Here is a 26724-nt window from a genome sequence, read left to right on the forward strand (position 1 = left end):
GCTACTCCGCGGCGTGGGCGACGCTGTCGCGGGCCTTCACGTACTCCGCGATGCGCTCGGCGGCGTCGCGGCCGTCGCGGATGGCCCAGACCACCAGGGAGGCGCCGCGGACGATGTCGCCGGCGGCGAAGACGCCGGGGAGGCTCGTCTGCATCGTCTTGCGGTCCACGGCGAGGGTGCCCCAGCGGGAGACCTTCAGCGCGGGCTCTCCGAACATCGCCGGCAGGTCCTCGGGGTCGAAGCCGAGGGCCTTGATGACGAGGTCGGCGCCCTCGACGAAGCTGCTGCCGGGGATGGGCTCCACCTGCTGGCGGCCGGTGGCGTCGGGCAGGCCGAGATGCATCTTCGTGACGCGGACGCCGGTGACGTTGCCCTCGCCCTCGAAGGCTTCCGGGGCGGTGAGCCAGGCGAAGCGGACGCCCTCCTCCTCGGCGTTGTGCACCTCGCGCATGGAGCCGGGCATGTTGGCCTTGTCGCGGCGGTAGAGGCAGGTGACGGAGGCGGCACCCTGGCGGATGGAGGTGCGGAGGCAATCCATGGCGGTGTCGCCGCCGCCGATGACGACCACGCGCTTGCCCTCGGCGTTGAGGGCGCCGCTGTCGAACTCCGGCACCGCGTCGCCCAGGCCCTTGCGGTTGGAGGCGGTGAGGAAGGTCATGGCGGGGATGACGCCCTCGAGGTGCGAGCCGGGCACCTCGATGTCGCGGGCCTTGTAGACGCCGGTGGCGATGAGGACGGCGTCGTGCTTCTCGCGCAGGCCGGCGATCGTCTCGTCGCGGCCGATCTCGCAGTTCATGTGGAAGGTGATGCCGCCCTCCTCGAACTGGGCGGTGCGGCGGGTGATGACATCCTTCTCCAGCTTGAAGTTGGGGATGCCGTAGATCATCAGGCCGCCGGCGCGGTCGTAGCGGTCGTAGACGTGGACCTGCCAGCCGATGGAGCGCAGCCGCTCCGCCGCGGCGAGGCCGGCGGGGCCGGCGCCGACGATGCCGACGGAGTACTCGAGCTCGCGCGGGGGCTTGGGCGGCTTGACCCAGCCCTTCTCCCAGGCGGTGTCGTTGATGTAGCGCTCCACCGCGCCGATCGTGACGGCGTCGAAGCCCTTCTCGATGACGCAGTTGCCCTCGCAGAGGCGGTCCTGCGGGCAGACGCGGCCGCAGATCTCGGGGAAGGTGTTGGTGGCGGCGTTGACCTCGTAGGCCTCCTCCAGCCGGCCTTCCGCCGTGAGCTTCAGCCAGTCCGGGATGTTCTGCTGCAGGGGGCAGTGGACGGAGCAGAAGGGCACGCCGCACTGGGAGCAGCGGCTGGCCTGCTCCGAGGCGCGGGTGGGGTCGAAGCGGTCGTAGATCTCGTCGAAGTCCTCGCGCCGGATGGTGGCGGGGCGCTTCTCGGGCGTCCTCTGAGAGAGGCGGACGAACTGCAGCATGCGCTCGGCCATGGCGCGGTCCTTGCTGTATGGGAACGAGTCCGGTGGGCGATGGGCGCGTGGGGGCCCGGTTGGTGGCGTTTTGCCATGGCGAACAGGCTTGCGCGAGGCGAAAATGCGACACATGTCAGAGTTGCTGACCTTTTGCTGGGCGGTTTTCCATTCTCCGCGCTGAGAGCGGCTATCAACGCCGCCCGGAAGGTCCGATATGGTCCTATCTGCCCGGGGGCAGGGTTTGCGCGATCCGCGACGAAAACATGTCAGGGGCGCCTTGACGGGGTTCCCGCGCCCTCATAGAAGGCCGCCCACGCCGCTGTGAGACAGAGGCGGCCGGCCCCCTTGCCCAGGTGGCGGAATTGGTAGACGCGCAGGTTTCAGGTACCTGTGACCGCAAGGTTGTGAAGGTTCGAGTCCTTTCCTGGGCACCACTCTCCCGCCGGTTGCGGGAGGGACTTCCGGCGGAGCGGCCCCCAAGGCCTGACTGACATGGGGGAGACGCTCTTCATGCCGAATGCCACCATCCATCTTCACAGGCATGACCTGCCGGACGGGCTGCTGCTCGGCCCCGTGGTGGCCGTGGACACGGAGACGATGGGGCTGGACCCGCGGAGGGACCGGCTCTGCCTCGTGCAGCTCTCCTCCGGCGACGGCTCGGCCCACCTCGTGCAGATCGTGCCGCCTTCCCTTGGCGGGCGCGGGGCGGATTGCCCGAACCTGAAGGCGCTGCTCGCGGATCCCGGCACGGTGAAGCTGTTCCACTTCGCGCGCTTCGACGTGGCGATGCTGCGGCACGCGCTGGGGGTGGAGTGCGGGCCGGTGCGCTGCACGAAGATCGCTTCCCGTCTCGTGCGCACCTACACGGACCGGCACGGGTTGAAGGACCTGTGCCGGGAGCTGCTGGGGGTGGACATCTCCAAGGGGCAGCAGAGCAGCGACTGGGGGGCGGCGGAGCTCTCGCCGGAGCAGCTGGCCTACGCGGCATCGGACGTGCTGCACCTGCACGCGCTGTGGGCGCGGCTGGAGGGGATGCTGCGGCGGGAGGGGCGGTTGGAGCTGGCGGAGGCGTGCTTCCGCTTCCTGCCAGTGCGCGGGGCGCTGGACCTTCTGGGCTACGCCGAGCCCGACATCTTCTCCCACTGAGCGTCCTCGGGAAGCCGGATTCCGGGTGGCGCCAATGGGGCAGCCACGAACTGGCACGATTCTTGATAGTTCCTATTTCTCAACCGCGTTGACCGCTTCGGCGGGCGGCCCCATACAGGGGGCGTGACCCTCCGTGCCACCCTGCCTGCCAGAGCCGCTCGTCCGGATGGCGCCCCGGGCCTCGATGGCGCGCGCCCGGGCGGCCCGGGGCGGGATGCCGCGACGCGGCAGGACGGGGAGCAGGAGGACCGGCCCGTTCCCTCCCGCGCGCGGCGGCAGTACACGCGCGGCGCGATGCTGCGCCGGCGCTGGGCGGTGCGGCTGCTGAAGTTCCTGCTGCCGGCGGGGGCGCTGACGCTGCTGGCGGCCATCGTGCTGTGGCCGGAGTTCGAGCGCACGGGCGAGAACGCCCGCCTCTCCTTCCGCCGGATGAGCCGGGCCACCCCGGAATCGGTGCGCGTGGTGGACCCGCGCTACCAGGGCGTGGACGAGCAGGGGCGGCCCTTCAACGTGACGGCCTTCACCGCCATCCAGCAGGGCAGCACCAACGTGGTGGACCTCGAGGCGCCGCGCGGCGACCAGATGGGGTCCGGCGGGAGCTGGATGCTGGTGGAGAGCAGGACCGGCCGCTTCGACCGGGATGCGAACATCCTGGACATGAAGGGCGACGTGACGATCTGGCAGGATGACGGGACCTTGATCGAGACCCAGGAGGCGAGGGTGGACGTGAAGGGCGGCAACGCCGAAGGCGACCGCCCGATCGCGGCGCAGGGAAGCTTCGGGACGGTGACGGGAGACGGCTTCCGGCTGCGCGACCGCGGCGCGGTGGTGGTCTTCACCGGGCGGGCCCGCGCGGTGCTGGAGGGCGGGCAGTGAGGGGCTTCGAGGGCGTGATGCGGACCGGTTCGCCGGGCGCGGGAGCGGTTGGGGATCGCGGCGCAGGGCCGGAGGGGATCAGGGGTGCGAGGCGGCTGGCGCTCGCGGCCCTCGTCGCCGCCCCTCTCGCGGGGCTCGCCTTCCCGGCATCGGCGCAGCCGCTGGACCTTTCCGGCGGCGGGCCGGTGGAGGTGACGGCGACCGACGGGATCGAGTGGCGCCAGAACGAGCAGGTGGTGGTGGCGCGCGGCAACGCGAAGGCCGTGCGCGAGGGCGTGACGATCGACGCGGCGCGGCTGATCGCGCGCTACCGCCCGCGCGGCGGGGCGGCGGCCCAGGCCCAGAATCAGGCCCAGAATCAGGCGGCTCAGCAGGGGGGTGGCGAGAGCCCGCTCTCCGGCGGCGAGATCTGGCGGCTGGAGGCCGAGGGCAACGTGCGGATCAGCACGGAGACCGACCGGGCGCAGGGCGACCGGGCCGTCTACGACATGGACCAGGCCGTGATGGTGCTGACCGGGCGCGACCTGCGCCTGACCACGCCGAGCGACACGATCACCGCGCGGGACACGCTGGAGTACTGGTCCCAGCGGCGCATGGCGGTGGCGCGCGGCGCGGCGAAGGTGGTGACGAGCGAGAACCGCCAGATCACCGCGGACACGCTGGTGGGCTACTTCCTGGAGAACGCGCCGCCGGTGCAGCCGGCGGCGGCGCGGACCCCGGCGGCGCCTGCCCCGGGCGCCGGGGCGGTGCGCGTGCCCGGCACCGGGCCCGCGCCCAACGCCGCGCGGCGCGTGCCCGGCGAAGGGTCGAAGCTGGACCGGGTGGAGGTGTTCGGGAACGTCGAGATCCGGACGGAGACGGAGGTGGTCCGTGGGGACCGCGCCGTCTACAGCCCGGTTTCGGGGATGGCGCGGGTGCTGGGCAGCGTGCGGATCACGCGCGGAGGCAACCAGCTGCAGGGGTCGGAAGCGATCGTGAACCTTCGCACCGGGGTCTCGCGCCTCGTCTCCGCGCCCGGGCAGCGGGTGCAGGGGCTGGTGCTGCCCTCCTCGGGCCAGGAGACCGCGCCGGCGGGCGGGGGCGCGGCGCGGCCGGCGCAGCAGCAGCCGCAAGGGCGGACGCGATGAGCGGGGCGGCGATGGCGGAGGCGGTGCGGGCGCCCTCCACGGATGCGGGGCTCGTCGCGCGCGGGCTGGGCAAGCGGTACAAGAAGCGGCCGGTGGTGCGGGGCGTCTCGCTCTCGCTCCGGCGCGGGGAGGCGGTGGGGCTGCTCGGGCCGAACGGCGCGGGCAAGACGACCACCTTCTACATGATGACCGGGCTGGTGCGGCCGGATGAGGGGCGCGTGTTCCTCGACGGGCACGACGTGACGATGCTGCCGATGTACCGCCGCGCGCGGCTGGGGCTGGGCTACCTGCCGCAGGAGGCCTCGATCTTTCGGGGGCTGTCGGTGGAGGACAACATCCGCGCGGCGCTGGAGGTGGTGGAGCCGGAGCGCGAGCAGCGGGAGACGATGCTGGACAGCCTGCTGGCGGAGTTCGGCATCGCGCATCTGCGGCGGGCGCCGGCGCTGGCGCTCTCGGGCGGGGAGAGGCGGCGCTGCGAGATCGCCCGCGCCCTGGCGACGCACCCCGCTTACATCCTGCTGGACGAGCCGCTGGCGGGCATCGACCCGATCGCGGTGGGCGAGATCCGCGATCTGGTGAAGCACCTGAAGAACCGCGGGATCGGCGTGCTGATCACCGAGCACAACGTGCGGGAGACGCTGGCGATCATCGACCGCGCCTACATCCTGCACGACGGGCAGGTGCTGATGGAGGGCGAGCCGGAGGAGATCGTGGCGAACGAGGCGGTGCGCCGGGTCTATCTCGGCGAGCAGTTCAGCCTGTGACCGCGGCGGGTGGTTCCATCCCCGAGGTGGCCCCCCTGCCCTGCCCCGCGCGGCGCGACGCCGGGCCGTTCCCGCGCGCATGCAAGCCTCCAGCTTCCGATGACCGAAGGGCGGGGAGGCCCGAAGGTCTGAATCGGATGCGCCCGCGCGCGGAGCGCGCGCACTAAGATGGTCTCGCTCGCGCCTCGGCTGGACTTCCGCCAGACGCAGCAGCTGGTGATGACGCCGCAGCTGCGGCAGGCGATCAAGCTGCTGCAGTCCAGCAACATGGAGGTTTCTGCCTTCGTCGAGGAGGAGCTGGAGCGCAACCCGATGCTGGAGCGCGAGGAGGGCAGCGCGCCCGCCGAGCCGGTTCCGGTGGAGCGGGATTCCTTCGAGGCGGCCTCCGCGACCACCATGGGGGAGGACAGCGCGGGGCCGCTGGAGGCGGACTGGTCCTCCTCCTACGAGAGCGGGGACGCGCTGTACCCCTCCTCCCGCGGGGCGCGGGCGGATAGCTGGGACGAGGACGGGCGCAGCCTGGAGGAGATCGCGGGGGAACGGCCGCGATCGCTGCGGGAGCTGCTGGCGGAGCAGGCGCGGCTGGCCTTCGGCGACCCGAGGGAGCGGCTGATCGCCGGGCAGTTCATCGCGCTGCTGGACCCGGTGGGGCGGGTGACGGTGACGGACCAGGCGATCGCGGAGGCGCTGGGCTGCGCGGTGGAGGTGGTGTTCGGCGTGCGGGCGCGGATGCAGCGCTTCGAGCCGACGGGGCTGTTCTGCGCGGATCTGCGGGAGTGCCTGGGCGTGCAGCTGGCGGAGCTGAACCGGCTGGACCCGGCGATGCAGGCGCTGCTGGACAACCTGGACCTGCTGGCGCGGCGGGACATGCCGGGGCTGCTGCGGGTATGCGGGGTGGATGCCGAGGACCTGTCCGGCATGGTGGCGGAGCTGCGGCGGCTGAACCCGAAGCCGGGGGTCTCGACGGACGGCGAGCAGGCGCCGCTGGTGGTTCCGGACGTGCTGATGCGGCGGCTGCCGGACGGCACATGGCTGCTGGAGCTGAACCCAGAGACGCTGCCGCGCGTGCTGGTGAACCGGGGCTTCCACGCCACCTGCCAGACGGGCGCGCGGACGAAGGAGGACAAGGCCTTCCTGGCGGAGAAGCTGCAGGCGGCAAACTGGCTGGTGCGGAGCCTGGAGCAGCGGGCGAACACCATCCTGCGCGTGGCGGCCGAGATCGTGCGGCGGCAGGAGGGGTTCTTCCGCCACGGGGTGGGGCACCTGCGGCCGCTGATCCTGCGGGACGTGGCGGACGAGCTGGGGATGCACGAGAGCACCGTTTCCCGCGTCACCGCGAACAAGTACATGGCGACGCCGCGCGGGACGCTGGAGCTGAAGTACTTCTTCACCACGGCCATCGCGGGCACGCGCGGGGGGGAGAGCTTCTCGGCGGAGGCGATCCGGCACCGGATCCGGGACATGGTGGATTCGGAGACGGCGGCGGACATCCTGTCGGACGACGCGATCGTGGAGCGGCTGCGGGCGGAGGGCGTGGACATCGCGCGGCGCACGGTGGCGAAGTACCGGGACGCGCTGCGGATCCCGTCCTCGGTGCAGCGCAAAAGGGAGAAATCGGCGCCCGTTCTCTGAAATGTCCCCTTTAAACCGGTGTGGGTCCGTCTCAGGTCAAATCGGTTACAAGGTCATGCAAGGGAGCCGCTCCATGCACATCACGGTCGCCGGCAAGGGCGTTGAGACCGGTGAGGCGCTGAAGACCCATGTGACGGACGGGCTGACGCAGGTCACGCGCAAGTACTTCGACCACGCCATCGACGCGCACGTGACCTTCCGCAAGGACCGCGCCTTCTTCGCCTGCGACATCAATCTGCGCGCGGGCCGCGGGCTGAACATGCGGGCCGAGGGTGAGGGCACGGACGCGCACCGCGCTTTCAGCGACGCGGCCGAGCACATTGCCAAGCGCCTGCGACGCTACCGACGGCGGGTGAATGAGCACGCGCGGAGCATGGCCGACGAGCGGGACGTGTTGCCGGAGCCGGCGCGGGACGTGGTGCTGCGGCCGGAGGAGGATGAGGAGGGCGACGCGCCCGAGGCCGCCGTGCCGGACGGGTTGGTCTCGGCGGACAGCTACACGGACGGCGCCGTGGTCGCGGAGCGGCTGACGGAGATCAGCCGGCTGACGGTGCGCGAGGCGGTGATGCGGCTCGACCTCTCGCAGGAGCCGGTGCTGATGTTCCGCAACCGGGAAAACGGCGTGATGAACGTGGTGTACCGGCGGGCCGACGGGCATGTCGGATGGATCGATCCGCGCAAGGCTTGATGCGCGGCGCGTCGGCGCCGTGAGTGGCGCGAGGGGGAGAGGGAGCCATCCCTCTCCCCTTCGTCGCTTCTACGCCACGCCGCGCGCAGGTGCTGGCGCGCGGCCCATGCCCCAGGCGAGGCCCATGGCCGCAACGGCAACTGCCAGCCGGGCGGGGTCCGGGAGGACCGGCACGAAGGCCGCCACGAGCCCGGCGGTACCGAGGACGATGCGCGGCACCGGGCCGATAGGCGACAGCAGGTAGCCCGCATAGGCGGCCGTGATCGCCACGAGGGCGGCAACCTGGATCGCGGTGGCGAGGACGATCTCGAGAGGGCCGCCGCGCAGCATGATCCCGGGATCGTAGATGAAGGCGAAGCCGACGGTGAAGCCGGCTATGCCGAGGCGGGTGGCGTGCAGGGCGGTGATCGTCGGCTTCGAGCCGGCGATGGAGGCGGCCGCGAAGGCCGCCGCCGCGACGGGGGGCGACACGTCCGCCAGCACGGCGAAGTAAAAGAGGAAGAGATGGGCGGGCAGCACGTCCACGCCCATGGCGATGAGCTGGGGCACGCCGATGGCCGCGGCGATGATGTAGCTCGGCGTTGTCGGCAGGCCCATGCCGAGGACGAGGACGGTGATCGCCAGCAGGATCAGCAGCAGCGGCAGGGAGCCGCCCGCGAGATCCTTGATGATGCCGCCGAAGGCCACGACCATGCCGGTGGCGGTGAGCGCGGAGACGACGATGCCGGCGCCGGCGATGGCCACCGCGAGCGGGGCCATGGTGAGGCCGGCGTTGACCAGGCTGTCGAAGATGGCGCGCGGGGTCATGCGCGTGCGGGCGCGCAGCATGGAGATCGCGACCATGGCGACCGTGGCGCAGAAGGCGGCGAAGTTGCCGGACCAACGCTCCATCATTAGGTAGACGAGGAGGGCCATGGAGAGGACGAGGTGCGCGTCCGCCAGCACCTCGCGCCAGGGCGGGATCTCCGACTTCGGCATCGGCGCCATGCCGGCGCGCTTCGCCTCGAAGTGCACGGCGGCAAGGATGGCGAAGTAGTAGAGCACCGCGCCGATGGCGGCGGCGACCACGATCTCGCCGTAGGGGATGTTGGTGATCTCGGCCATCACGAAGGCCGCCGCGCCCATGACGGGGGGCATGATGGCGCCGCCGACCGACGCCGCGCTCTCGATGCCGCCGGCGACGGCGGGCCTGTAGCCGATGCGCTTCATCAGCGGGATCGTCATCGCGCCGGTGGTGATGACGTTGGAGACGGAGGAGCCGCTCATCGTGCCGAAGAGGCCGGAGGTGACGACGGCGACCTTCGCGGGGCCGCCCGTGTAGCGGCCGGCGGCGGCGGCGCCGAGGTTGCTGAAGAGGCGGCCCGTGCCGCTGCCGCCCATGAAGGCGCCGAAGATGATGAAGACGGCGATGGTGGTGGCGACGATGCCCGTGAGCGGGCCGTAGACGCCGCCGGCGGTGGGGACGAGCCAGGATGCCTCGAGAACCTCCTCGACCGAGAAGGGGCGCGTGTTCAGCACGCCGGGCAGAAAGTGGCCGAACGCCATGTAGGCGAGGCTGATGATCACCATCCAGGCGAGGCCGGGCTCCACCGCGCGGCGCGTGGCTTCCAGCAGGGTTATGATGGCGAGGACGGCCATGGCGGACATGAGCGGCGTCCACTCGTCCACGTACTCCATGCGGTCGGAGACGGCGGCGGCGTTGATCCACACCCAGAGGTGCGGCGCGGCGGCGGCGGCGAACCAGAGCCAGTCCGCGATTGTGGGGCGGTCCGCCGGGCTTCCCTTCCCGCCGGGCCAGAGGAGGAAGATTGGCGGCACGAAGGCCAGCAGGTGGAAGGCCCGCATGGCGATCGGCTCGGGAAAACCGACACCGCCGAAATAGAGGTGAACCGCCGCCGCGAGGGCGAGCCAGGCCGAGAGGATCGGGCCCAGCGGCCCCTTCAGCGCGCGCAAACCCCTGTCCTCAGGCCGGCATCGCGCCGGCTTCGCGGTAGGCGCGGGCGGCGCCGGGGTGCAGCGGGGCGCCGGCGTACTTCCAGGCCTCCTTCGGGTCGTAGGAGCCCATGGAGGCGTGGATCTGCGTGAGGCGTGCGCCCCTGGCGGCGATGAGGACCTTGGTCAGCTTGTAGGCGACGTCGTCCGGCACGGTCTCGTGCACCACGATCACGCTGTCCATCGTCGTCACCGGCACGTCGGCGGATTGCAGCGTGGGGTAGGCGGCGGCGGGGATGACGCCCTGGTTGTAGGCGTAGGTGTCGATGAGGTGCTTCCGCACGTCGTCGGGGAAGGCGACGAGCTTCGAGGTGCGGCGGCCCTGGCCGAGTTCGGTGAGGACGGCGGCGGGCTTGGCGAGGGCGAAGTAGACGCAGTCCACCTGGCCGTCGCCGAAGGCGGCCGCGACGTCGTTGTAGGAGCCGTTGAGGTAGGTGCCGCCGTTCGCCCGGATCTGATCGGGGGAGGTGCCGTAGAACTTCAGGATGCGCTGCAGGGTCATCTCATCCGTGGAGGAGCGCTGGGGACAGCCGATGCGGAGGCCGCGCCCCGTGAGGAGCGCGCGCATGTCGTCGCTGCCCTTGTCCGCGGCGCGGACGAGGTTGTGCTCCGTGGGGGAGTAGCCGGTGCCGAGGGTGCGGATCCTGTCGTGCTTCTGGCGGTAGGGGTCCTCACCGCGCACGGCGGCGGCGGTGAAGGCGTCGATGCCCCAGCCCATCTGGGACTGGCCGTTGTTGATGCGGGTGGGGTTCGCCAGGCCGCCGCCGGGGACGACGCGGATCTGCAGGTCGGCCTCGTCCTTCGCAAGCGCGGCGATGCCGGCGCCCATGGTGTACCAGCCGCCGCCGAGGGAGCCCGCGACGAACTCGAAGGTCTGCTGGGCGGAGGCGGTGCGGATGAAGGGCATCGCCAGGGCGCCGCCGAGGAGGAGGCGGCGGGGAACGGTGGGGATCATCGGGGCCTCCAGGGGGCGGGTCTGTGCCGGGCGATGTTGGGGCCGCCGGCGCGCCCGCCGCAATGGTGCTGCAATGAACGTGCCGTTTTCCTCCGGCTTTCCTTCGGCGCGGCCTCAGCAGGGCTGGGCGAGGAAGACGCGAGAGGGGGTGACGAACTCCTCCTGGGCCTCGACCGTCAGGATCTCCCGCGACCCGGCCTCCGAGGTGCGGCGGAGGAGGCCGTAGATCGAGGAGGTGGCGGCGGAGAGGGCGAGGCGCGGGTCGCCCCAGCGCAGGCGGTGGAAGAGGAAGAGGGCGGCCATGGCGTCGCCGGCGCCGTTGATGGAGATCGGCAGGCGCGGGGTGCGGAGGCGCCAGAAGGCGCCGGCCTCGGCGACGAGGAGGTCCACGGAGTCCTCCGGCGTGTCCTCCACCTGGAGGCTGGTGACGAGGACCGTGCCCGGGCCCCTTGCCTGGAGCGCGGCGGCGGCGGCCTTGGCGTCGTCCAGCGAGGAGACCTGGCGGCCGGTGAGCCATTCCAGCTCGAACTGGTTCGGCGTGACGATGGCGGCCTGGGGCACGGCGCGGTCGCGCATGAATTCGGGGATGCCGGGGCGGACGAAGATGCCGCGGCCGACATCGCCGATCACGGGGTCGCAGCACCAGAGGGAGGCGGGGTTGGCGGCGCGCACGCGCGCGGCGGCGCCGATGATGGCCTCGCCGATCGCGGCGTCGCCCATGTAGCCGGAGAGGACGGCATCGCAGCGGGCGAGGACGCCGCGCTCCTCGATGCCCTGGACGAGGTCCCCGATGAGGTCGGCGCCGAAGACCTGGCCGCGCCAGGCGCCGTAGCCGGTGTGGTTGGAGAACTGGACGGTGTTCAGCGCCCAGACCTCGGCGCCGAGACGCTGGAGGGGGAAGACGGCGCTGGCGTTGCCGACATGGCCGTAGGCGACCCAGGACTGGATGGAGAGGATGTTCATCGCGGCATCCGCCCCGCTGAAAGCCAGGATGCCGGCCGGGCGGGGGACCGGGGCGGCGGGACGTTCGTAGAGCAGATCGGGCGGGGCGGGAAACGCCCCTCCCCCGTGTTCCCGGTTCAGGCCGTCCGCCCGCCATCGACCGGCAGCAGGACGCCGGTGATGAAGGAGGAGGAGTCCTCGGCGAGCCAGACGCAGGCATTGGCGATGTCGGCGGGGGTGGAGAGGCGGCCGATGGGGATGGTGGCGAGGAAGCGGCCGCGGTTCTCCGGCGTGTCCTCCACCCCCATGAAGGCGGAGGTGAGGCCGGTGACGCCCATGACCGGGCAGACGGCGTTCACCCGGACGTTGTCCTTCGCCCATTCCTGGGCCAGCGACTGGGTGAAGACGTTCACCGCGCCCTTGGTGCCGTTGTACCAGGTGAGGCCGGGGCGCGGGCGGAGGCCGGCGGTGGAGGAGACGGTGATGAAGCTGCCGCCGCCGCGGGCCTTGAGGGCGGGGTAGGCGGATTTCGCCATGAGGAAGACGGACTTCACGTTGATGGCGAAGACGCGGTCGAACTCCTCCTCCTCCACGTCGAGGGAGGGCTGGTTGCGGTAGGTCCAGCCGGCGTTGTTCACCACGATGTCGAGGCCGCCGAGGGCGGAGACGGTGCCGTCCACCATGGCCGCGATATCGGCGGCGCGGGCGACGTCCCCGCCGAGGGCGATGCCGCCGATCTCCCCCGCCACGCGGCGGGCGCCGTCGAGGTTCAGGTCGGCGACGGCGACCTTCGCGCCCTGGGCGGCATACTCCCTGGCGATCCCCTCGCCGAAGCCGGACGCGGCGCCCGTGACGAGCGCGATTTTGCCCTGCAGGCGCATGCGACGTTTCCCCCGTGGTGGCCGGCAGTCTCGGAAAGGCGGTGGGGGCGGTCAACGGCGCCGCGGGCGCACGCGGCTGTTGCGCGGGCGGCGCGCAGGAGGTACACGCGCGCCCTCGCGCTTCCGGTCGGCATCGGCGGCGTCACAAGTCATGGAACCCGCCCGATGAAGTCCGACATCCACCCCGACTACCACGAGATCAACGTCATCATGACGGATGGCTCGACCTACAAGACCCGGTCCTGCTACGGCCAGCCGGGCGACACGCTTCGCCTGGACATCGACCCGAAGTCCCACCCGGCCTGGACGGGCGTGCAGCGCATCGTGGACACGGGCGGGCAGATCGCCAAGTTCAACAAGAAGTTCGCGGGCATTGGCGCCCGCAAGGGCTGACCTTCCGCCAGCGCAAAGCTGGCATGCACTGATCGCATATCAAAAAGGGCTCCGGGGCTTGAAGCTTCGGAGCCCTTTTTCCATTTATCGGCTGTCAGCGGCGCCCGTATGGGGCCGGTGGCGCGAGGCGAGCGGTTGCACGGCCCGAATGGGGGTGCACAGGTCGCAAGCCCTTGCAAATGCAGACGACAACCTTGCTCAAGCAGGAGGTTTTTCGTGAATGCTCTCGACTTCTCTCCCCTTTTCCGTACCGCCATCGGCTTCGACCGTCTGGCCCGCCTGGCGGATACCGCCCGCGCGGCCGCCGAGGCGCCTTCCTATCCCCCGTACAACATCGAGCGCACCGCCGATGACAGCTACGTCCTGACCATGGCCGTGGCGGGCTTCTCGCAGTCCGACATCGAGATCACCGCGCAGGACAACGTCCTCCTCGTCTCCGGCAAGGCGCCGCAGGCGAAGGAGGAGGGGCGCTACCTGCACCGCGGGATCGCCGGCCGCGCCTTCGAGCGCCGCTTCGTCCTCGCCGACCACATCCGGGTCGAGGGCGCGGCGCTGGAGAACGGGCTGCTGCACGTTTCCCTGCGTCGCGAGGTGCCGGAGCAGCTGAAGCCGCGCCGCATCGAGATCGCGCAGGGCGCCCCGCAGCGCCCGGCCATCGAGGGCCGCGTGGAGGCCGCGAACACCCAGGAGGGTTCGGCCCAGGCCGCCTGACGGGCCTGGTCCGGTCCTTCGCGGGACTGAGTGAGTGGGGGGCCGGCGGAGCGATCCGCCGGCCCCTCCTCTATCCGGGCTTGCGGAAGAAGGCGTCCGCCGCCGAGCGCTGGGCCGCCCGGGCGGCAATGGCCGCCTCGGCCCGGATGATCTCGGCCCGCAGTGCCGCGACGTACTCGCGGAGCGTCTCCTCGGACCATTCGGCCAGGGCAGCGGGGGCGAAGCGCCCTGTTGCCGGGCTGCGCCGCTCCTCATCTTCGAACATCGGACCTCCTTCGGGGCTTTGACCGCCCCCTCCCCCCTCTCTATATCCCGACGCAACAGCCCAAGGGGGCCCCCGGCTCCCGCCGACCGCCCCGAAGGGGCCGCGCGAGGTTCCCAATATGCCTACCCCTCTCATGCCGAAGGCCACCGCCGTGTGGCTGATCGACAAGACCTCTCTCACCTTCGACCAGGTGGCCGATTTCGTGGGGATGCACCCGCTGGAGGTCCAGGCCATCGCGGACGGCGAGGTGGCGCAGGGCATCGTCGGCTACGACCCCGTGGCGAATTCCCAGCTGACCCGCGAGGAGATCGCGCGCTGCGAGGCCGACCCGAAGGCCCGGCTGAAGATGATGGAGAGCGCCCTTCCCCAGCCGAAGATGCGCGGCAAGGGGGCCAAGTACACCCCCGTGGCGAAGCGCAACGACCGGCCGGACGGGATTGCTTGGCTGCTGCGGAACTACCCGCAGCTGACGGACGCGCAGGTGGCCAAGCTCCTCGGCACCACGAAGGAGACGATCGCGAAGGTGCGGGACCGCAGCCACTGGAACACGGCGAACATCAAGCCGCGCGACCCGGTGATCCTCGGGCTCTGCAGCCAGTCCGACCTGAACGCGCTCATTGTCTCCATCGGGGCGGAGCCGGCGCCGACGGCGGTGGAGGACGACGCGGCCTGAGCGGCCGCGCGCCCGATCCGCTGCGGGTGTCCGGTCTGGACGGCCGGGAGCCGAACTTCCTGGCAATGCCAGGCTTCTTGCGGGACTGACGGAGGGCAGGATCTTCCGGGTCCGGACAGCAGAAGGGCGGGTTCCCCCGGGGAACCCGCCCTTCATCATTTGTAGGGCCTGACGACCCGGGGTTACTGAGGTCGGCGCCGCTGGGCCTCGAAGCGCTCCATCTCCTCCTTCAGTCGGAGCTTCTCCCGCTTCAGGCGCGCCAGTTCGAGGCTGTCCGGAAAGGGCCGGGCGTCCTCCTCAAGGATGCGCGTGTCGAGCGCGGCGTGACGATCCTTGAGCGACTGCAGCCGGTGCGGGTTCAGCATGCGCTTGAGCCTCCTGCTCTTTCGTCCGGGAGATGCGGCCCCTGGGTGACTCCTGCCGGTGCCCGTCCGGGGGCCTTGCGCGGCGTCTGTCAACACCGCGCCGAAGATGATATGGCAATCGGGAGCCCTGGCGCGACACTTCTCACGCCCTTATCAACCCGCCCGTCCGCCGCCCGCGCCGCGGGCCCCGACGGGCCGCCCGACCCATCCGGGGGACCATGCTGGCCGAACGTGACAGCCTTCTGCGTCGCCTTCACGAGCTGCGGAGCGAGCACCGCGACCTGGACACGGTGATCGCCCGTATCGAGGACAGCCTCCACGACCAGCTCCAGCTCCAGCGGCTGAAGAAGCGCAAGCTGAAGCTGAAGGACGAGATCTCCTCGCTGGAGAGCCGCCTCGTGCCGGACATCATCGCGTGAGCGGGGTGGCCTTGGGGCCCGGGCTCCGGGATCTGCCGCCCCTCGTGGGCATCATCATGGGGTCGCGCTCCGACTGGGAGACGATGCGGCACGCCGCCGAGATGCTGGAGGGGCTGGACGTGCTCCATGAGTGCCAGGTGGTCTCGGCGCACCGGACGCCCAGGCGGATGGTGGAGTACGCGGAGGGTGCGGCCGGTCGCGGGCTGAAGGTGATCATCGCCGGTGCCGGTGGCGCCGCGCACCTGCCGGGGATGACGGCGAGCCTGACGGAGCTGCCGGTGCTGGGCGTGCCGGTGGAGAGCCACGCGCTGAAGGGGCAGGATTCCCTTCTCTCCATCGTGCAGATGCCGGCCGGGGTTCCCGTGGGGACGCTGGCGATCGGGCGGGCCGGGGCGGTGAACGCGGCGCTGCTGGCGGCCTCGATCCTCGCCCTGTCGGATCACGCTCTGGCGGAACGGCTGGCCGCCTACCGGCGTGCGCAGACCGAGGGCGTGCCGAGGAGCCCGGCGTGAGCGAGGGGCCCCTACCCGCTCCCCTGGCCCCGGGATCGACCATCGGCATCCTCGGCGGCGGACAGCTCGGGCGGATGACGGCGCTGGCGGCGGCGCGGCTGGGCTATCGCTGCCACGTCTTCTCCCCTGTGGCCGGGGAGCCGGCGACGCTGGTGGCGGCGGAGAGCACGATCGCGGCCTATGACGACGCGGAGGCGTTGGGGCGCTTCGCGCGCGCCGTGGACGTGGTGACCTTCGAGTTCGAGAACGTGCCGGCGGCCGCGCTGGACCACCTGGCCGCCATCGTGCCCTGCCGGCCGGGCATCCGAGCGCTGTCGGTCTGCCAGGACCGGCTGCAGGAGAAGGCGTTCCTGGAGAGGGCCGGCGTGCCGGTGGCGGCCTGGGCGGCAGTGCATTCCCCGGCCGACCTGCCGGCGGCGCTGGCGAAGGTGGGGCTGCCCGCGGTGCTGAAGACGACCCGGCTGGGCTATGACGGGCGCGGGCAGGCGGTGGTCCGCACCGCGGAGGAAGCGAAGGCGGCGATGGCGCGGCTCTCCCCCCACCCGCTGATCGCGGAGGCCTTCGTGCCCTTCGCGGCCGAGATCTCCGCGGTGGCGGCGCGGGCGGTGGACGGGAGCACGGCCACCTACGACGCGGTAGAGAATCGGCACGCCCACCACATCCTCGACCTCTCCTTCGCGCCGGCGCGGCTGCCGGAAGAAGCGGCGCTGCTGGCGCGGCGTCACGCGGCGGCGGTGGCGGAGGCCCTGGAACTGGTGGGGGTGCTGGCGGTGGAGTTCTTCCTGCTGCCGGACGGGACGCTGCTGGGTAACGAGATCGCGCCGCGGCCGCACAATTCCGGGCACTGGACGATTGATGCCTGCGGGGCGAGCCAGTTCGACCAGCACGCCCGCGCCGTGGCCGGGCTGCCGCTGGCCTCCACGGAGCGGCACGGGGACGCGGTGATGCGGAACCTCGTCGGGCCGGAGGGGATGGCGCGCTGGCCGGGACTCGCCGGGGCGCCGGGCGTGTTCACGCATCTCTACGGCAAGGCGGAGGCCCGGCCGGGGCGGAAGATGGGGCACGCGACCCGTGTTCTGCCGCTTGGCGGCCTTCGGACAGCCGGGGAAGACGACCTCCTCAAGGGTCTGTGACCGAAATGCCAGGGGTGGCTGTGGCACGCTCGCCACAGTGCCCCGAAACCCTTGCGCGGTGCGGCACGGCGCGATGCGCAGACCGCTGGCGGATGGTAAATGAACCCACGCGGCGCCGGACTCGGGGGTTACCTGACTCCCGCGCCAGCGCCCTGGTGGATCGGGAGTTCACATCATGAGCCTGAAGAAGGCCCTTCTGGCGGCGACGATCCTGTCGCTGCCGCTCGCGGCGCAGGCCCAGCCTGTCGCCGGCCTCTACATTGCCGGCGGCGCCGGCTTCAATTGGCAGCAGTCGACCACGGACACGATCGGCGGCGGCGCCGGCACGTACCTCTCGGCCGGCAACCCCAACGGCAACCGCGTGAAGACCAACCCTGACATGGGCTGGGTCGGCGTGGGCAGCATCGGCTTCGGCTTCGGCAACGGCCTGCGCCTCGAGGTCGAGGGCAACTACCGCGAGAACGACGTCGGCGACTTCCGCTTCGGCAACACCAACCCGCGCTTCCAGGGCGGCCGCACGCGCAGCTACGGCGCGATGGGCAACGTGCTGTTCGACTTCAACATCCCGGGCATCCCGGTGGTGCCGTACATCGGCGGCGGCGTCGGCTATGTCTGGACCGAGTTCGACGGCGTCCGCGCCAACGACTACGGCAACCTGCGCGCTGGTTTCGCGAACTCCGTGACGGGCAACCGCCTGCGGATCGATGACACCGACGGCCAGTTCGCCTACCAGGGCATCGCCGGCCTTGCCTTCGGCCTCGGCGTTCCCGGCCTGGCGCTGACCGCCGAGTACCGCTTCCTCGGCACGCTCTCCCCCGAGCTGACGGGCGTCGTGTCCCGCCAGTCCGCGGGCCAGAGCCCGAACGGCACGCCGGTGGCCGCCGGCCGCGTCGAGATCGACAACTACAACCACTCCGTGCTGATCGGCCTGCGCTACGCGTTCAACGCGCCGCGCCCGGCCCCGGCCCCGGTGGCTGCCCCGGCTCCGGCCGCCGCGCCGGCCCCGGCCCGTACCTACCTCGTGTTCTTCGACTTCGACCGCGCCGACCTGACGGACCGCGCCCGCCAGATCATCGCCGAGGCCGCGCAGGCCGTGTCCTCCACGGGCACGACCCGCATCGAGGTGGCCGGCCACGCCGACCGCTCCGGCACGCCGCAGTACAACCAGCGCCTCTCCATGCGCCGCGCCGAGGCCGTCGCTGCCGAGCTGACGCGCCGTGGCGTGCCCCGCTCCGCCATGTCCATCCAGGCCTTCGGCGAGAGCCGCCCCCTGGTGCCGACCGCGGACGGCGTGCGCGAGCCGCAGAACCGCCGCGTCGAGATCGTGCTGCGCTAAGCAGCCCGGTCCCTTCACGGGTGACAGGTTGGGGGCGGGACCGAAGGGTCCCGCCCCCTTCTTCTTTTGCGGCCGGGATCCCTGGGTGGTCCGTTCAGGGCCCGTTCAGCGCGAGGTCTTGCCGGCCCGACGATCGTTGTCGAAAAGGAAGGATCGCCGGCGTCGGGTGACGGCCGGAACCGAAGCGGACCGGCACGGGGTGCATGGCCATGGGCGCGCGGCTTCCTCTCTCCTCCCTTGTCGTGGGGCTGATCCTGGCCGGCTGCGCCGCCCCGCCGAGGGAGCCGGCCCTGGCGGGGTACCGCCACATCTTCGAGGCGGCCCGGGATGCGCGGCACGCCTGCGCCGGGCTTGCGGCCGCCTGCGCGCCGGGAGGCATGGTGGAGCACCTCGCCCGGGCCGAGCGGGGCGCGCCGCGCGACCTGTTCCTTCCCCATCAGGAGGCCTGGGAGGACCGGCTGCTCGCCCGGACGGCGCTGGAGGCGGCGGACGCGGATTGTCGGGTGCGCGGCCTTCGCCCGGGATCGGCGCGCTGGGACAGCTGCCTGCTGGACCGGGGCGTCGCCCGGCTGCAGGAGGCCGAGGCGGGGCGCGAGGGGGTGCCGGAAACGACGAAGGGCGCCTTGCGGCGCCCTTCCGATCCCTCGGCCTGAGAGCCGGCCCGATGGGGGCCGGCCCGTGACGGGCCTCAGCGCGCGTTGGTGGAGACGCGGCGGATGGCGGTGCGGCGCTCCGGCTTCTCGGACGCGGAGGGCGCGGCCGCCGGGCTGGTGGCGGAGCACTCGGCGCGGCCGTGCGGGTTGGACAGGCCGTTCGCGACGGCGAGCTGGGCCAGGCCCTCCGTGGTCTTCGGCGCGGCCATGGCGGCGCTGAAGAGGGAGGCGACGTTGGCGCAGAAGGCGGTGCCCTGGCGGCTGCCGTCCATCTGCTGGACGTTCGCCAGCTCGGTCACGAAGTTGTCGCGCACGCGCACGCCGGTGTTGCCATTGGCGCGGCGGTAATAGGTGGACATGCCGTCCCAGGCGGAGGAGAGCTGGCCCTGATAGGAGCGGACGAAGGTGTTGTACTGCTCGTCCTGCTTGCAGATCAGGGCGGCGACCATCAGCTGGCTCTGCAGGGCGCGCACGTCGAAGGCGGCCTTGTCGGCAGGGCGCATGCAGGTCTGCGCCATAGCAGGGGCGGCGGCAACGACGGCCACCAGACCGGCGGCGAGGAAGCGGATCGGCGACATTTCGACCGTGGTCTCCCGAAGCGTGAAAGGCGGCTTCTCCGCCCCGAGGGACATCTAGCGATTCGCCCGTTCTGTTGCACGCGGCATTTTGAGGGCAGGAGGCGAGCGAGGTCAGCAACTTATGGCCCGTGGCGGAAATGCCATGGCAAGTCCGCGGGCCGCGGATGCCGGGCCGGGCGGAAAGCCTGTTCCGCCCTAGGTCAAGAGGCTTTCCGGGGGCCGCGGCCGGTGGCGCGCGCCAGGCCTGCCATCCGTCTGTCAAGAAAATCCAGGGTGGCCGGCGTGTCCTCGGGCTCGCGCAGCCAGTAGGTCAGGGTGGCGGCGTAGAGGCCGGCGAGCGAGGCGCGGCGCGTGTACCAGGAGAAGTCGGCGGAGGTGTCGCCGGCGGCCGCCCAGACGGAGTCCGCGGTCCGGGCCAGGGTGCGGGCAAGTGTGCCGGCGTTCCAGGGCAGCGCCATCAGCGCGAGGGCGCGGCGCAGGGCGTCCCGGTGGGGCGAGGCCTGCTCCAGGCGGATCTCGACGACGCGGCGGATGCGGGCGGGGATGCGGAGGGTCGAGAGGTCCTCCCGCGCCGCCGCCTCCTCCATTCGGCGGTCGGCGAGGTCGCTCCAGGCCGATGCGGCGCCGAGGGGGCCGGTGGGGAAGAGCCAGCGATGCGCGGCGGGCTCCTCGCCGATGCCGCGCAGGCCGGCCTCCAGCGCCGCCGCGGTCCAGCCCAGGCGGGGGACGTGCGGCAGGGTGGCCAGGATGGCGGCGTCCCGCTCCGCGCTGCGCTCGATCACCGCGCCATCTCCTTTCCGTCCTTCCGGGGCTCCTGGGCCTGGTGGCGCGAGAGCTCCTCGTTGAAGCCGAGGCGGGAGAGATCCTCCATCCGCATGGGGTAGAGAAGCCCCTCCAGGTGGTCGAACTCGTGCTGCATGACGCGGGCGGCCATGCCGTCCGCCTCCCCGGCCACGGGGCGGCCCTCCGCGTCCAGACCCTTCCAGGCGATGCGGGCGGCGCGGCGCACCTCCCCGCGCAGGCCGGGGATGGAGAGGCATCCCTCCCAGCCGAGTTCGCGGTCCTCGCCGATCGGGGCGATCTCCGGGTTGAAGAGGGCAATGACGCGCGGGCCGTCCCGCATGACGAAGAGGCGGAGGGGGATGTGGACCTGCGGGGCGGCGAGGCCGAGGCCGGAGGCGTCGATCATCGTCTCCGCCATGTCGGTGGCGAGGCGACGCATCTCCGGGGCGGTGGGGTCCGGCACGGGGTCGGCCCGGCGCAGCAGGACCGGGTGGCCCATGCGGGCGATCTTGAGGATGGCCATTCGTGTTCCATTATCGGCTGGGCAACCACGGCCCGCCCGGCATGTTGGATCGGTGCCTGGATTCTTCACCAGTGTGCGGCGCAGCGGCGTTTGGGCCTTCCGCCCCCCCTGCGCCCCGTGCTACACGGCCGGGCTTTCGCCGGAAGGGATTCGGTCCCTCCGGCCTTTTGCGATCCTTTAACCTCACCCCTGACCAGGAGGTCGTTGCCGCGTGCAAGTCGTCGTTCGGGACAACAACATCGACCAGGCGCTGAAGGCGCTCAAGAAGAAGCTGCAGCGCGAGGGCGTGTTTCGCGAGATGAAGCTGCGCCGCCACTTCGAGAAGCCCTCGGAGCGCCGCGCGCGCGAGGCCGCCGAGGCCGTCCGCCGCGCCCGCAAGGTGGAGCGCAAGCGCCTGGAGCGCGAGGGCTTCTGAGCCCCCTTCCCGTCCCCTGATCGATCAGGTCCAGGGGGGCGGGACACCGAACGTTGGAAGCCGCGGCGCGGGGATTGCTCCCTGCGCATCGCGGCTTTTGGCGTTCTCAGCCGTTTTTGCTAAGGCCCCAGAAGGTGGCGAAGTTCGGGACCACGTCGCGGAGCGTGTTCCGGTAGGCGGTGGCCTGGAAGTACTGCCCGAGCGGGATGAAGGGCACCGTCTCGAAGGCGCGGCGCTGCATGCGGCCGGCGACCGTCTTCTGGACCTGCAGGTCGGGGGCGTCGAACCACTCGTCGCGCAGGGTTTCGAGCTCCGGGTCGTCGGGCCAGCCGAACCAGCCCGCCCCACCGTTGGCGCGGAGCTGGGTGTTGGCGGCGGGGGTGGCGTTGTCGGCGCCAGCGGAGAAGGTGACGAAGGCGCTCCAGCCGCCGGCATCCGGCGCGGCCCTGCTGGCGCGGCGGGTGAGGACGGAGCCCCAATCGGTGGCCTGGTAGTCCAGGTTCATGCCGATCTTCTTCATCGTGTCGGCCATCACCTCGCTCATCGCGTTCAGGTGCGGCAGGTCCGTGGGGACGATGAAGGCGACCTTCTCGCCCTTGTAGCCGGCCTCCGTCAGTTCGCGCCGGGAGCGGGCCAGGTCGCGCGGGCGGGACAGGATGTCGAGCGCGATGTCGTTGGCCAGCGGGGTGCCCGGGGTGAAGACGCCGGCGGGGACGCGCCACATGGCCGGGTCGTCGCCGGCGCAGGCGATCATCAGGTCGTGCTGGTCCACGGCGCCGAGGACGGCCCGGCGGATCAGCGGGTTGTCGAAGGGCGGCTGCAGGTGGTTCATGCGGAAGCTGGCGCCGTAGCCGGCGCGGTCCAGCACGGCCACGGTCAGGTTGCGGTTTCGGCGCAGCAAGGGCAGCAGGTCGGGGGTGGCGAAGTCCCACCAGTCCACCTCGCCGGCCTGGAGGGCCGCGGCGGCGGTGGCGGGGTCGGGGGTGGTCAGCCACTCCACCCGGTCCAGGTTCACGATCTTGGGGCCGGCGGTGCCGCTGGAAGTGCCGTCCGGGCGGGGGACGTAGCGCTCGTTGCGGGCGTAGACGGCGCGGGCGCCGGGCACGCGCTCCCCGGCCAGGAAGCGGTAGGGGCCGGAGCCGACCATCTCCGTGACCTGGGTCGTGCCGGGGGTCCTCGCCAGGCGCTCCGGCATCATCGCCGGCATGAAGACGCCGAACTTGCCGAGGGCGTTCGGCAGCATCGGGAAGGGCTTCTTCAGGCGGAAGAGGATCCGGCGGTCGTCGGGAGCCGATAGCTCGTCCGTGGCGGCCATGAGGGTGGCGCCGAAGCCGTCGCGGCTGGCCCAGCGGCGGATGGAGGCGACGCAGTCCCGCGCCAGGACGGGCTCGCCATCGTGCCAGCGCAGGCCCTCCCGCAGGGTGAGGGTCCAGCGGCGGCCCTCCTCCTCCACAGTGTGGCCTTCGACCATCTGCGGCCGCGGCTGGTACTCCGCATCCGTGCCGTAGAGGGTGTCGAAGACCATGAAGCCGTGGTTGCGGGTGACGTAGGCGGTGTTCCAGTGCGGGTCGAGGGTGGAGAGGTCGGCCTGCGGGATGAACTTCAGGACCCGCGCACCCGGGCCGGTGCCCTGGGCGGCCGCGAGCCTTGGGGCGGCCAGCGCCGCCGCGGTTGCCGAGAGGACCTGCCGTCGCCGCATCGCACCAACCTCTCGCTATGGCCCCTTGCCAGGGCGGCATGGCAGCACGGCGCGCGGGCCGCGTCACCCTCTCCCGCACGACCGTGGGCTTCCGCACAACCGCGGGCGCCCTGCCCCGTTCGGCAGGGACAGAACCGGAGCGCCCATGCCTCAGCTCACGCCCGACCTGATCGCCCGCGTGCCCCCACCGCCGCCGGGGCCGGAGGTGCCCGCGCCGGACGAGGTGCGGCTGCGGGCGGAGATGACGGTGTTCCTGCACGACCGGGACCCGGCGCTGGGGATCTGGGTCTTCGCCTACGGGGCCCTGATGTGGCGGCACGAGGAGGCGGCGCCGGATATCGTCACCCCTGCCCGCCTGCCGGGGTTCGCGCGGCGCTACGACCTCTCGGACGTGCACGACCGGGGGACGCCGGCGCGGCCGGGGCTGACGCTGGGGCTAGAGCCGAATCCGGCGCTGGCCTGCGCGGGAATGCTGCTGCACCTGCCCGGGCCGGCGGTGGAGCGGCGGCTCTGGCCGGTGTGGCGGCAGGAGATGGGGCCGGGCTTCTACGCGCCGGAGTGGCACGACGCGCTGCTGACCACGGAGCATGACGGGAGCGGGGCGCCGGTGCGGGCCCTGTGCTTCGTGACCCGCCGTGGGCACCGGCTGCATGTGGGGGAGCGGCCGGTTCACGAGGCCGCCGATACGCTCGCGCGCGCGGCGGGGCCGAACGGGTCGGCCGCCGCCTACCTGATGGACGCGGCGGCGATCCTGCGAGCGAACGGGATGCGGGACGCGATGCTGGAGAGCCTGGAGGCGGAGGTCGCCCGCCGCCTCCGGGCTATGCCCACTGCTTCTGGGCCGGCTACTTCTGGAGAGCCTGGACGATCTGCTGGGTGACCTTCTTGGCGTCGCCGAACAGCATCATCGTGTTGTCGCGGAAGAACAGCTCGTTCTCCACCCCGGCGTAGCCGCTGGCCATGCCGCGCTTGACGAAGAAAACGGTCTTGGCGCGCTCCACCTCCAGGATGGGCATGCCGTAGATGGCGGAAGTCTTGTCGGTCTTCGCGGCGGGGTTGGTCACGTCGTTGGCGCCGATGACGTAGGCGACGTCGGCCTCGGCGAATTCCGGGTTGATCTCCTCCAGCTCGTGCACGTCGTCGTAGGGGACGTTGGCCTCGGCGAGCAGGACGTTCATGTGGCCGGGCATGCGGCCGGCGACGGGGTGGATGGCGTACTCCACCGTCGCGCCCTCCTTCTTGAGGAGGTCGGCCATCTCCCGCACCACCTGCTGGGCCTGGGCCACCGCCATGCCGTAGCCGGGGACGATGATGACCTTGCCGGCGTTCTTCATGATGTAGGCCGCGTCCTCCGGGCTGCCGGACTTCACGGGGCGGGCGGGGCCGCCGGAGCCGGTTGCCGCCGCCGCGCCACCGGCCTCCGCGCCGAAGCCGCCGAGGAGGACGTTGAGGATGGAGCGGTTCATCCCCTTGCACATGATGTAGGAGAGGATGGCACCGGAGGCGCCGACGAGGGCGCCGGTGACGATCAGGAGCAGGTTGCCGATGGTGAAGCCGATGCCGGCCGCGGCCCAGCCGGAATAGGAGTTCAGCATCGAGACGACCACCGGCATGTCCGCGCCGCCGATGGGGATGATGAGCAGGAAGCCGAGCGCGAAGGACAGGATCGCGATGATCCAGAACAGCCAGGCGGGGCCGCCGGTGGCGACGAAGACGGCGATCAGCAGGACCAGGATCACGCCGAGCGCGGCGTTCAAGGGGTGCTGGCCCTTGAAGAGGATGGGGGCGCCGGACATGCGGCCGGCGAGCTTGGCGAAGGCGATGACGGAGCCGGAGAAGGTGACGGCGCCGATGGCCAGCCCGAGCGACATCTCCACCAGGGACTGGGCGTGGATGTTGCCGGGGGTGCCGATGCCGAAGCTCGTGGGCGCGTAGAGGGCGGCGGCCGCCACGAAGACGGCGGCGAGGCCGACGAGGGAATGGAAGGCGGCGACAAGCTGGGGCAGCGCCGTCATCTGGATGCGGTTGGCCACCACGGCGCCGATCGTGCCGCCGATGGCCAGCCCCGCGATGATGAGGCCGATGCCGCCGGCGCGCATGCCGGGCTGGGCGAGGGTCGCGACGATCGCGATCCCCATGCCGACCATGCCCATGATGTTGCCGCGCCGGCTGGTGCGGGGGTGGGAGAGGCCCTTCAGCGCCAGGATGAAGAGGACCGAGGCGACGAGGTAGGCGAGCGTCGAGAGGGTGTGCGCCACCGGTTCAGCCCTTCCGCTGGAACATGGCGAGCATCCGCCGGGTGACGAGGAAGCCGCCGAAGATGTTCACGGCGGCGAGGGTGACGGCGAGGAAGCCGAAGGCCTGGGCGATCCAGGATTCGCCGAGGCCCGTGGCGAGCATGGCGCCGACCACGATCACGGAGGAGATGGCGTTGGTGACGCCCATCAGCGGGGAGTGCAGCGCGGGGGTCACGCTCCAGACGACGTGGTAGCCGACGAAGCAGGCGAGCAGGAAGATGGTGAGGAGGAGCAGGAAGGGCGAGGCCGCGGCCGCGCCGTGCTCGATCATCGGCATGGCCTCCCCGGCGGCCGCGCGGGCTTCCAGCGCCATGGCCATGGCGCGCTCGGCCATGGCCTGGGCGCGGATGGCGAGTTCCTCAGCGTTCATGTGTCGGGTTCCCTCAGCCGGCCGCGAAATTCGGGTGCACCACCTGGCCGCCGCGCGTGAGCATCACGCCGCGCACGAGGTCGTCCTCCGCCGGGAGGGCCGGCTTCGAGGAGTCCTTGTCCCAGAAGGTGGTCAGGAAGGTCAGGAGGTTGCGGGCGTAGAGGCTGCTCGCCGCCGCGGGGATGCGGGCGGGCCAGTTGCGCCAGCCCAGGATGATCACGCCGTTCTCCGTCACCGCGCGCTCGCCGGGCCTGGTGAGCGCGCAGTTGCCGCCGGCGTCGGAGGCGATGTCCACGACCACGGAACCGGGCTTCATCGAGGCGACCATGGCCTCCGTCACCAGGATCGGGGCGCGGCGGCCCTGGACGAGGGCGGTGCAGACGACGATGTCCATCTTGCCGATGGCGGCGGCGACGATCTCGGCCTGCTTCGCCAGGAACTCGGCGCTCATCGCCTTCGCGTAGCCGCCGGCGGTCTGGGCGGCCTTGGACTCCTCGTCCTCGTAGCCGACGAAGCTCGCGCCGAGGGACTTGATCTCCTCCTTCGCGGCAGGGCGGACATCGGTGGCGGAAACCCGGCCGCCGAGGCGGCGGGCGGTGGCGATGGCCTGGAGCCCCGCGACGCCGGCGCCCATGACGAGCACGTTGGCGGCCGGAATGGTGCCGGCGGCGGTCATCAGCATGGGGAAGGCGCGGTCGAAGGCCGCCGCGCCCTCGATCACGGCGCGGTAGCCGGCCAGGTTCGCCTGCGAGGAGAGGACGTCCATGCTCTGCGCGCGGGTGGTGCGGGGGAGCATCTCCATCGCGGCCGCGTCCACGCCGGCGGCGGCGAGGCGGGCGACGGAATCCTTGTCGGCGCCCAAAGTGGCGACGAGGAGGGCGCCGCGGGGGATGAGGGAGAGCTCGTCCGGGCCCTCCTCCCCGGCGGCGAGCGGGGCGCGGACCTTCAGGACGATCCCGGCGTCCGAGAGGGCGGCGGCGGCGTCGGGCGCGACCTCGGCGCCCGCCTCGCGGTAGGCGGCATCGGGAATGCCGGAGGCGAGGCCCGCCCCGGCCTCCACGGCCACGGTGTTGCCGAGGGCGATCAGCTTCTTCACGGTCTCCGGCGTCGCCGCCACCCGGGCCTCATCCGCCCGGCGCTCCTTCATCACGGCAAGACGCATCATCCGGTTCCCGT

30 protein-coding genes and 1 tRNA gene are annotated in these 26724 nt (G+C 71.8%); 17 read left to right on the top strand and 14 right to left on the bottom strand.

What is annotated here, in order from left to right; genetic code table 11:
• Position 1: 1 nt before the first annotated feature.
• Positions 2–1438, bottom strand: a complete 1437-nt coding sequence (locus tag VQH23_RS24335) for an NAD(P)-dependent oxidoreductase (RefSeq protein WP_338663251.1) — start codon at positions 1436–1438, stop codon at positions 2–4.
• Positions 1439–1767: 329 nt separating this feature from the next.
• Between VQH23_RS24335 and VQH23_RS24340 the strand changes: the two genes are divergently transcribed.
• The 7 genes from VQH23_RS24340 (at position 1768) to hpf (ending at position 7653) form a co-directional block, all read left to right on the top strand.
• Positions 1768–1854 (top strand) — tRNA-Leu (locus tag VQH23_RS24340).
• A gap of 58 nt (positions 1855–1912) precedes the next feature.
• Positions 1913–2566, top strand: coding sequence for a ribonuclease D (locus VQH23_RS24345; protein ID WP_338663252.1), 654 nt, complete (start codon positions 1913–1915; stop codon positions 2564–2566).
• Between the two features lie 123 nt (positions 2567–2689).
• The gene (gene lptC / locus VQH23_RS24350; RefSeq protein WP_338663253.1) at positions 2690–3442 is read left to right on the top strand and encodes an LPS export ABC transporter periplasmic protein LptC; all 753 of its coding nucleotides are present in this window, start codon (positions 2690–2692) and stop codon (positions 3440–3442) included.
• Complete coding sequence (locus tag VQH23_RS24355) at positions 3439–4569, top strand: LptA/OstA family protein (RefSeq protein WP_338663254.1); 1131 nt, start codon at positions 3439–3441, stop codon at positions 4567–4569. The genes lptC and VQH23_RS24355 overlap by 4 nt, the downstream gene beginning before the upstream one ends.
• Complete coding sequence (lptB, locus tag VQH23_RS24360; RefSeq protein WP_338663255.1) at positions 4566–5333, top strand: LPS export ABC transporter ATP-binding protein; 768 nt, start codon at positions 4566–4568, stop codon at positions 5331–5333. Before VQH23_RS24355 ends, lptB begins: the two co-directional genes overlap by 4 nt.
• 168 nt (positions 5334–5501) lie before the next feature.
• Positions 5502–6965, top strand: a complete 1464-nt coding sequence (gene rpoN, locus VQH23_RS24365) for an RNA polymerase factor sigma-54 (RefSeq protein WP_338663256.1) — start codon at positions 5502–5504, stop codon at positions 6963–6965.
• A gap of 73 nt (positions 6966–7038) precedes the next feature.
• Entirely contained in the window at positions 7039–7653 is a 615-nt protein-coding gene (gene hpf, locus VQH23_RS24370) for a ribosome hibernation-promoting factor, HPF/YfiA family (protein WP_338663257.1), read from the top strand.
• Between the two features lie 69 nt (positions 7654–7722).
• Here hpf and VQH23_RS24375 read toward each other — a convergent pair whose 3' ends face one another.
• From VQH23_RS24375 to VQH23_RS24390, 4 genes are all read right to left on the bottom strand, one after another.
• Positions 7723–9606, bottom strand: a complete 1884-nt coding sequence (locus VQH23_RS24375; protein WP_338663258.1) for a TRAP transporter fused permease subunit — start codon at positions 9604–9606, stop codon at positions 7723–7725.
• A gap of 10 nt (positions 9607–9616) precedes the next feature.
• A complete protein-coding gene (locus tag VQH23_RS24380; protein ID WP_338663259.1) occupies positions 9617–10600 on the bottom strand; it encodes a TAXI family TRAP transporter solute-binding subunit in 984 nt (327 codons plus the stop codon).
• Positions 10601–10714: 114 nt separating this feature from the next.
• Complete coding sequence (gene pdxY / locus VQH23_RS24385) at positions 10715–11563, bottom strand: pyridoxal kinase PdxY (RefSeq protein ID WP_338663260.1); 849 nt, start codon at positions 11561–11563, stop codon at positions 10715–10717.
• A gap of 116 nt (positions 11564–11679) precedes the next feature.
• On the bottom strand, positions 11680–12423 hold the full coding sequence (locus VQH23_RS24390; RefSeq protein WP_338663261.1) for a glucose 1-dehydrogenase: 744 nt from the start codon (positions 12421–12423) through the stop codon (positions 11680–11682).
• Between the two features lie 165 nt (positions 12424–12588).
• Here VQH23_RS24390 and rpmE point away from each other — a divergent pair, with 165 nt between their 5' ends.
• Positions 12589–12816, top strand: a complete 228-nt coding sequence (gene rpmE, locus VQH23_RS24395) for a 50S ribosomal protein L31 (RefSeq protein WP_257714418.1) — start codon at positions 12589–12591, stop codon at positions 12814–12816.
• Between the two features lie 216 nt (positions 12817–13032).
• Entirely contained in the window at positions 13033–13527 is a 495-nt protein-coding gene (locus VQH23_RS24400; RefSeq protein ID WP_338663262.1) for an Hsp20 family protein, read from the top strand.
• A 70-nt stretch (positions 13528–13597) separates the two neighbouring features.
• Here VQH23_RS24400 and VQH23_RS24405 read toward each other — a convergent pair whose 3' ends face one another.
• Positions 13598–13792: a DUF1192 family protein gene (locus VQH23_RS24405; RefSeq protein ID WP_338663263.1), complete on the bottom strand. Its 195-nt coding sequence runs from the start codon at positions 13790–13792 to the stop codon at positions 13598–13600.
• Positions 13793–13910: 118 nt separating this feature from the next.
• Here VQH23_RS24405 and VQH23_RS24410 point away from each other — a divergent pair, with 118 nt between their 5' ends.
• Positions 13911–14465: a cell cycle transcriptional regulator TrcR gene (locus VQH23_RS24410; protein WP_338663264.1), complete on the top strand. Its 555-nt coding sequence runs from the start codon at positions 13911–13913 to the stop codon at positions 14463–14465.
• Between the two features lie 182 nt (positions 14466–14647).
• On the opposite strand, the gene VQH23_RS24415 is transcribed toward VQH23_RS24410, so the two are convergent.
• Positions 14648–14830 (bottom strand): YdcH family protein, encoded by a 183-nt coding sequence (locus VQH23_RS24415; protein ID WP_338663265.1) that lies wholly within the window; start codon positions 14828–14830, stop codon positions 14648–14650.
• A 218-nt stretch (positions 14831–15048) separates the two neighbouring features.
• On the opposite strand from VQH23_RS24415, the gene VQH23_RS24420 reads away from it, so the two are divergent.
• The 5 genes from VQH23_RS24420 (at position 15049) to VQH23_RS24440 (ending at position 18883) form a co-directional block, all read left to right on the top strand.
• Positions 15049–15249 carry a DUF465 domain-containing protein gene (locus VQH23_RS24420; RefSeq protein WP_338663266.1) on the top strand — a complete coding sequence of 67 codons (201 nt, stop codon included), beginning with the start codon at positions 15049–15051 and terminating at the stop codon, positions 15247–15249.
• Between the two features lie 56 nt (positions 15250–15305).
• Complete coding sequence (purE, locus tag VQH23_RS24425) at positions 15306–15761, top strand: 5-(carboxyamino)imidazole ribonucleotide mutase (RefSeq protein WP_338666156.1); 456 nt, start codon at positions 15306–15308, stop codon at positions 15759–15761.
• Positions 15758–16894, top strand: coding sequence for a 5-(carboxyamino)imidazole ribonucleotide synthase (locus VQH23_RS24430; protein WP_338663267.1), 1137 nt, complete (start codon positions 15758–15760; stop codon positions 16892–16894). Before purE ends, VQH23_RS24430 begins: the two co-directional genes overlap by 4 nt.
• A 175-nt stretch (positions 16895–17069) precedes the next feature.
• Complete coding sequence (locus tag VQH23_RS24435; RefSeq protein WP_338663268.1) at positions 17070–18230, top strand: OmpA family protein; 1161 nt, start codon at positions 17070–17072, stop codon at positions 18228–18230.
• Between the two features lie 209 nt (positions 18231–18439).
• Entirely contained in the window at positions 18440–18883 is a 444-nt protein-coding gene (locus VQH23_RS24440; RefSeq protein ID WP_338663269.1) for a hypothetical protein, read from the top strand.
• Between the two features lie 35 nt (positions 18884–18918).
• On the opposite strand, the gene VQH23_RS24445 is transcribed toward VQH23_RS24440, so the two are convergent.
• The 3 genes from VQH23_RS24445 to def all read right to left on the bottom strand — a co-directional run bounded on the left by VQH23_RS24445 (position 18919) and on the right by def (position 20767).
• On the bottom strand, positions 18919–19515 hold the full coding sequence (locus VQH23_RS24445) for a hypothetical protein (RefSeq protein ID WP_338663270.1): 597 nt from the start codon (positions 19513–19515) through the stop codon (positions 18919–18921).
• A 146-nt stretch (positions 19516–19661) separates the two neighbouring features.
• Positions 19662–20243 carry a COQ9 family protein gene (locus VQH23_RS24450; protein WP_338663271.1) on the bottom strand — a complete coding sequence of 194 codons (582 nt, stop codon included), beginning with the start codon at positions 20241–20243 and terminating at the stop codon, positions 19662–19664.
• The gene (gene def / locus VQH23_RS24455; RefSeq protein ID WP_338663272.1) at positions 20240–20767 is read right to left on the bottom strand and encodes a peptide deformylase; all 528 of its coding nucleotides are present in this window, start codon (positions 20765–20767) and stop codon (positions 20240–20242) included. The genes VQH23_RS24450 and def overlap by 4 nt, the downstream gene beginning before the upstream one ends.
• 211 nt (positions 20768–20978) lie before the next feature.
• On the opposite strand from def, the gene rpsU reads away from it, so the two are divergent.
• On the top strand, positions 20979–21182 hold the full coding sequence (rpsU, locus tag VQH23_RS24460) for a 30S ribosomal protein S21 (RefSeq protein WP_043829268.1): 204 nt from the start codon (positions 20979–20981) through the stop codon (positions 21180–21182).
• A gap of 106 nt (positions 21183–21288) precedes the next feature.
• On the opposite strand, the gene VQH23_RS24465 is transcribed toward rpsU, so the two are convergent.
• Positions 21289–22881 (bottom strand): ABC transporter substrate-binding protein, encoded by a 1593-nt coding sequence (locus VQH23_RS24465; protein WP_338663273.1) that lies wholly within the window; start codon positions 22879–22881, stop codon positions 21289–21291.
• A gap of 145 nt (positions 22882–23026) precedes the next feature.
• On the opposite strand from VQH23_RS24465, the gene VQH23_RS24470 reads away from it, so the two are divergent.
• The gene (locus VQH23_RS24470) at positions 23027–23761 is read left to right on the top strand and encodes a gamma-glutamylcyclotransferase (RefSeq protein ID WP_338663274.1); all 735 of its coding nucleotides are present in this window, start codon (positions 23027–23029) and stop codon (positions 23759–23761) included.
• Here the strand turns inward: VQH23_RS24470 and VQH23_RS24475 are convergent.
• The 3 genes from VQH23_RS24475 to VQH23_RS24485 are packed head-to-tail and all read right to left on the bottom strand — an operon-like array spanning position 23727 to position 26710.
• Positions 23727–25139 carry an NAD(P)(+) transhydrogenase (Re/Si-specific) subunit beta gene (locus VQH23_RS24475; protein WP_338663275.1) on the bottom strand — a complete coding sequence of 471 codons (1413 nt, stop codon included), beginning with the start codon at positions 25137–25139 and terminating at the stop codon, positions 23727–23729. The two genes, VQH23_RS24470 and VQH23_RS24475, sit on opposite strands and share 35 nt — an antisense overlap.
• Positions 25140–25143: 4 nt before the next feature.
• Positions 25144–25548 (bottom strand): NAD(P) transhydrogenase subunit alpha, encoded by a 405-nt coding sequence (locus VQH23_RS24480; RefSeq protein ID WP_338663276.1) that lies wholly within the window; start codon positions 25546–25548, stop codon positions 25144–25146.
• A 13-nt stretch (positions 25549–25561) separates the two neighbouring features.
• Positions 25562–26710 carry a Re/Si-specific NAD(P)(+) transhydrogenase subunit alpha gene (locus tag VQH23_RS24485; RefSeq protein ID WP_338666157.1) on the bottom strand — a complete coding sequence of 383 codons (1149 nt, stop codon included), beginning with the start codon at positions 26708–26710 and terminating at the stop codon, positions 25562–25564.
• Between the last annotated feature and the right edge of the window lie 14 nt (positions 26711–26724).

Origin of the sequence: Pararoseomonas sp. SCSIO 73927 (genome assembly GCF_037040815.1) — a bacterium.
GTDB lineage: Bacteria > Pseudomonadota > Alphaproteobacteria > Acetobacterales > Acetobacteraceae > Roseomonas.

Bases quoted from the DNA above. Each gene is read 5' to 3' on its own strand.
- VQH23_RS24440 (WP_338663269.1), top strand. From the start codon at position 18,440: ATGGGCGCGCGGCTTCCTCTCTCCTCCCTTGTCGTGGGGCTGATCCTG.
- VQH23_RS24390 (WP_338663261.1), bottom strand. From the start codon at position 12,423: ATGCGCCTGCAGGGCAAAATCGCGCTCGTCACGGGCGCCGCGTCCGGC.
- purE (WP_338666156.1), top strand. From the start codon at position 15,306: ATGGGGTCGCGCTCCGACTGGGAGACGATGCGGCACGCCGCCGAGATG.
- hpf (WP_338663257.1), top strand. From the start codon at position 7,039: ATGCACATCACGGTCGCCGGCAAGGGCGTTGAGACCGGTGAGGCGCTG.
- lptB (WP_338663255.1), top strand. From the start codon at position 4,566: ATGAGCGGGGCGGCGATGGCGGAGGCGGTGCGGGCGCCCTCCACGGAT.
- pdxY (WP_338663260.1), bottom strand. From the start codon at position 11,563: ATGAACATCCTCTCCATCCAGTCCTGGGTCGCCTACGGCCATGTCGGC.
- VQH23_RS24405 (WP_338663263.1), bottom strand. From the start codon at position 13,792: ATGTTCGAAGATGAGGAGCGGCGCAGCCCGGCAACAGGGCGCTTCGCC.
- VQH23_RS24335 (WP_338663251.1), bottom strand. From the start codon at position 1,438: ATGGCCGAGCGCATGCTGCAGTTCGTCCGCCTCTCTCAGAGGACGCCC.
- VQH23_RS24420 (WP_338663266.1), top strand. From the start codon at position 15,049: ATGCTGGCCGAACGTGACAGCCTTCTGCGTCGCCTTCACGAGCTGCGG.
- def (WP_338663272.1), bottom strand. From the start codon at position 20,767: ATGGCCATCCTCAAGATCGCCCGCATGGGCCACCCGGTCCTGCTGCGC.
- VQH23_RS24415 (WP_338663265.1), bottom strand. From the start codon at position 14,830: ATGCTGAACCCGCACCGGCTGCAGTCGCTCAAGGATCGTCACGCCGCG.
- VQH23_RS24480 (WP_338663276.1), bottom strand. From the start codon at position 25,548: ATGAACGCTGAGGAACTCGCCATCCGCGCCCAGGCCATGGCCGAGCGC.
- VQH23_RS24380 (WP_338663259.1), bottom strand. From the start codon at position 10,600: ATGATCCCCACCGTTCCCCGCCGCCTCCTCCTCGGCGGCGCCCTGGCG.
- rpoN (WP_338663256.1), top strand. From the start codon at position 5,502: ATGGTCTCGCTCGCGCCTCGGCTGGACTTCCGCCAGACGCAGCAGCTG.
- VQH23_RS24410 (WP_338663264.1), top strand. From the start codon at position 13,911: ATGCCTACCCCTCTCATGCCGAAGGCCACCGCCGTGTGGCTGATCGAC.
- rpmE (WP_257714418.1), top strand. From the start codon at position 12,589: ATGAAGTCCGACATCCACCCCGACTACCACGAGATCAACGTCATCATG.
- VQH23_RS24470 (WP_338663274.1), top strand. From the start codon at position 23,027: ATGCCTCAGCTCACGCCCGACCTGATCGCCCGCGTGCCCCCACCGCCG.
- VQH23_RS24435 (WP_338663268.1), top strand. From the start codon at position 17,070: ATGAGCCTGAAGAAGGCCCTTCTGGCGGCGACGATCCTGTCGCTGCCG.
- VQH23_RS24345 (WP_338663252.1), top strand. From the start codon at position 1,913: ATGGGGGAGACGCTCTTCATGCCGAATGCCACCATCCATCTTCACAGG.
- VQH23_RS24465 (WP_338663273.1), bottom strand. From the start codon at position 22,881: ATGCGGCGACGGCAGGTCCTCTCGGCAACCGCGGCGGCGCTGGCCGCC.
- VQH23_RS24485 (WP_338666157.1), bottom strand. From the start codon at position 26,710: ATGCGTCTTGCCGTGATGAAGGAGCGCCGGGCGGATGAGGCCCGGGTG.
- VQH23_RS24445 (WP_338663270.1), bottom strand. From the start codon at position 19,515: ATGTCCCTCGGGGCGGAGAAGCCGCCTTTCACGCTTCGGGAGACCACG.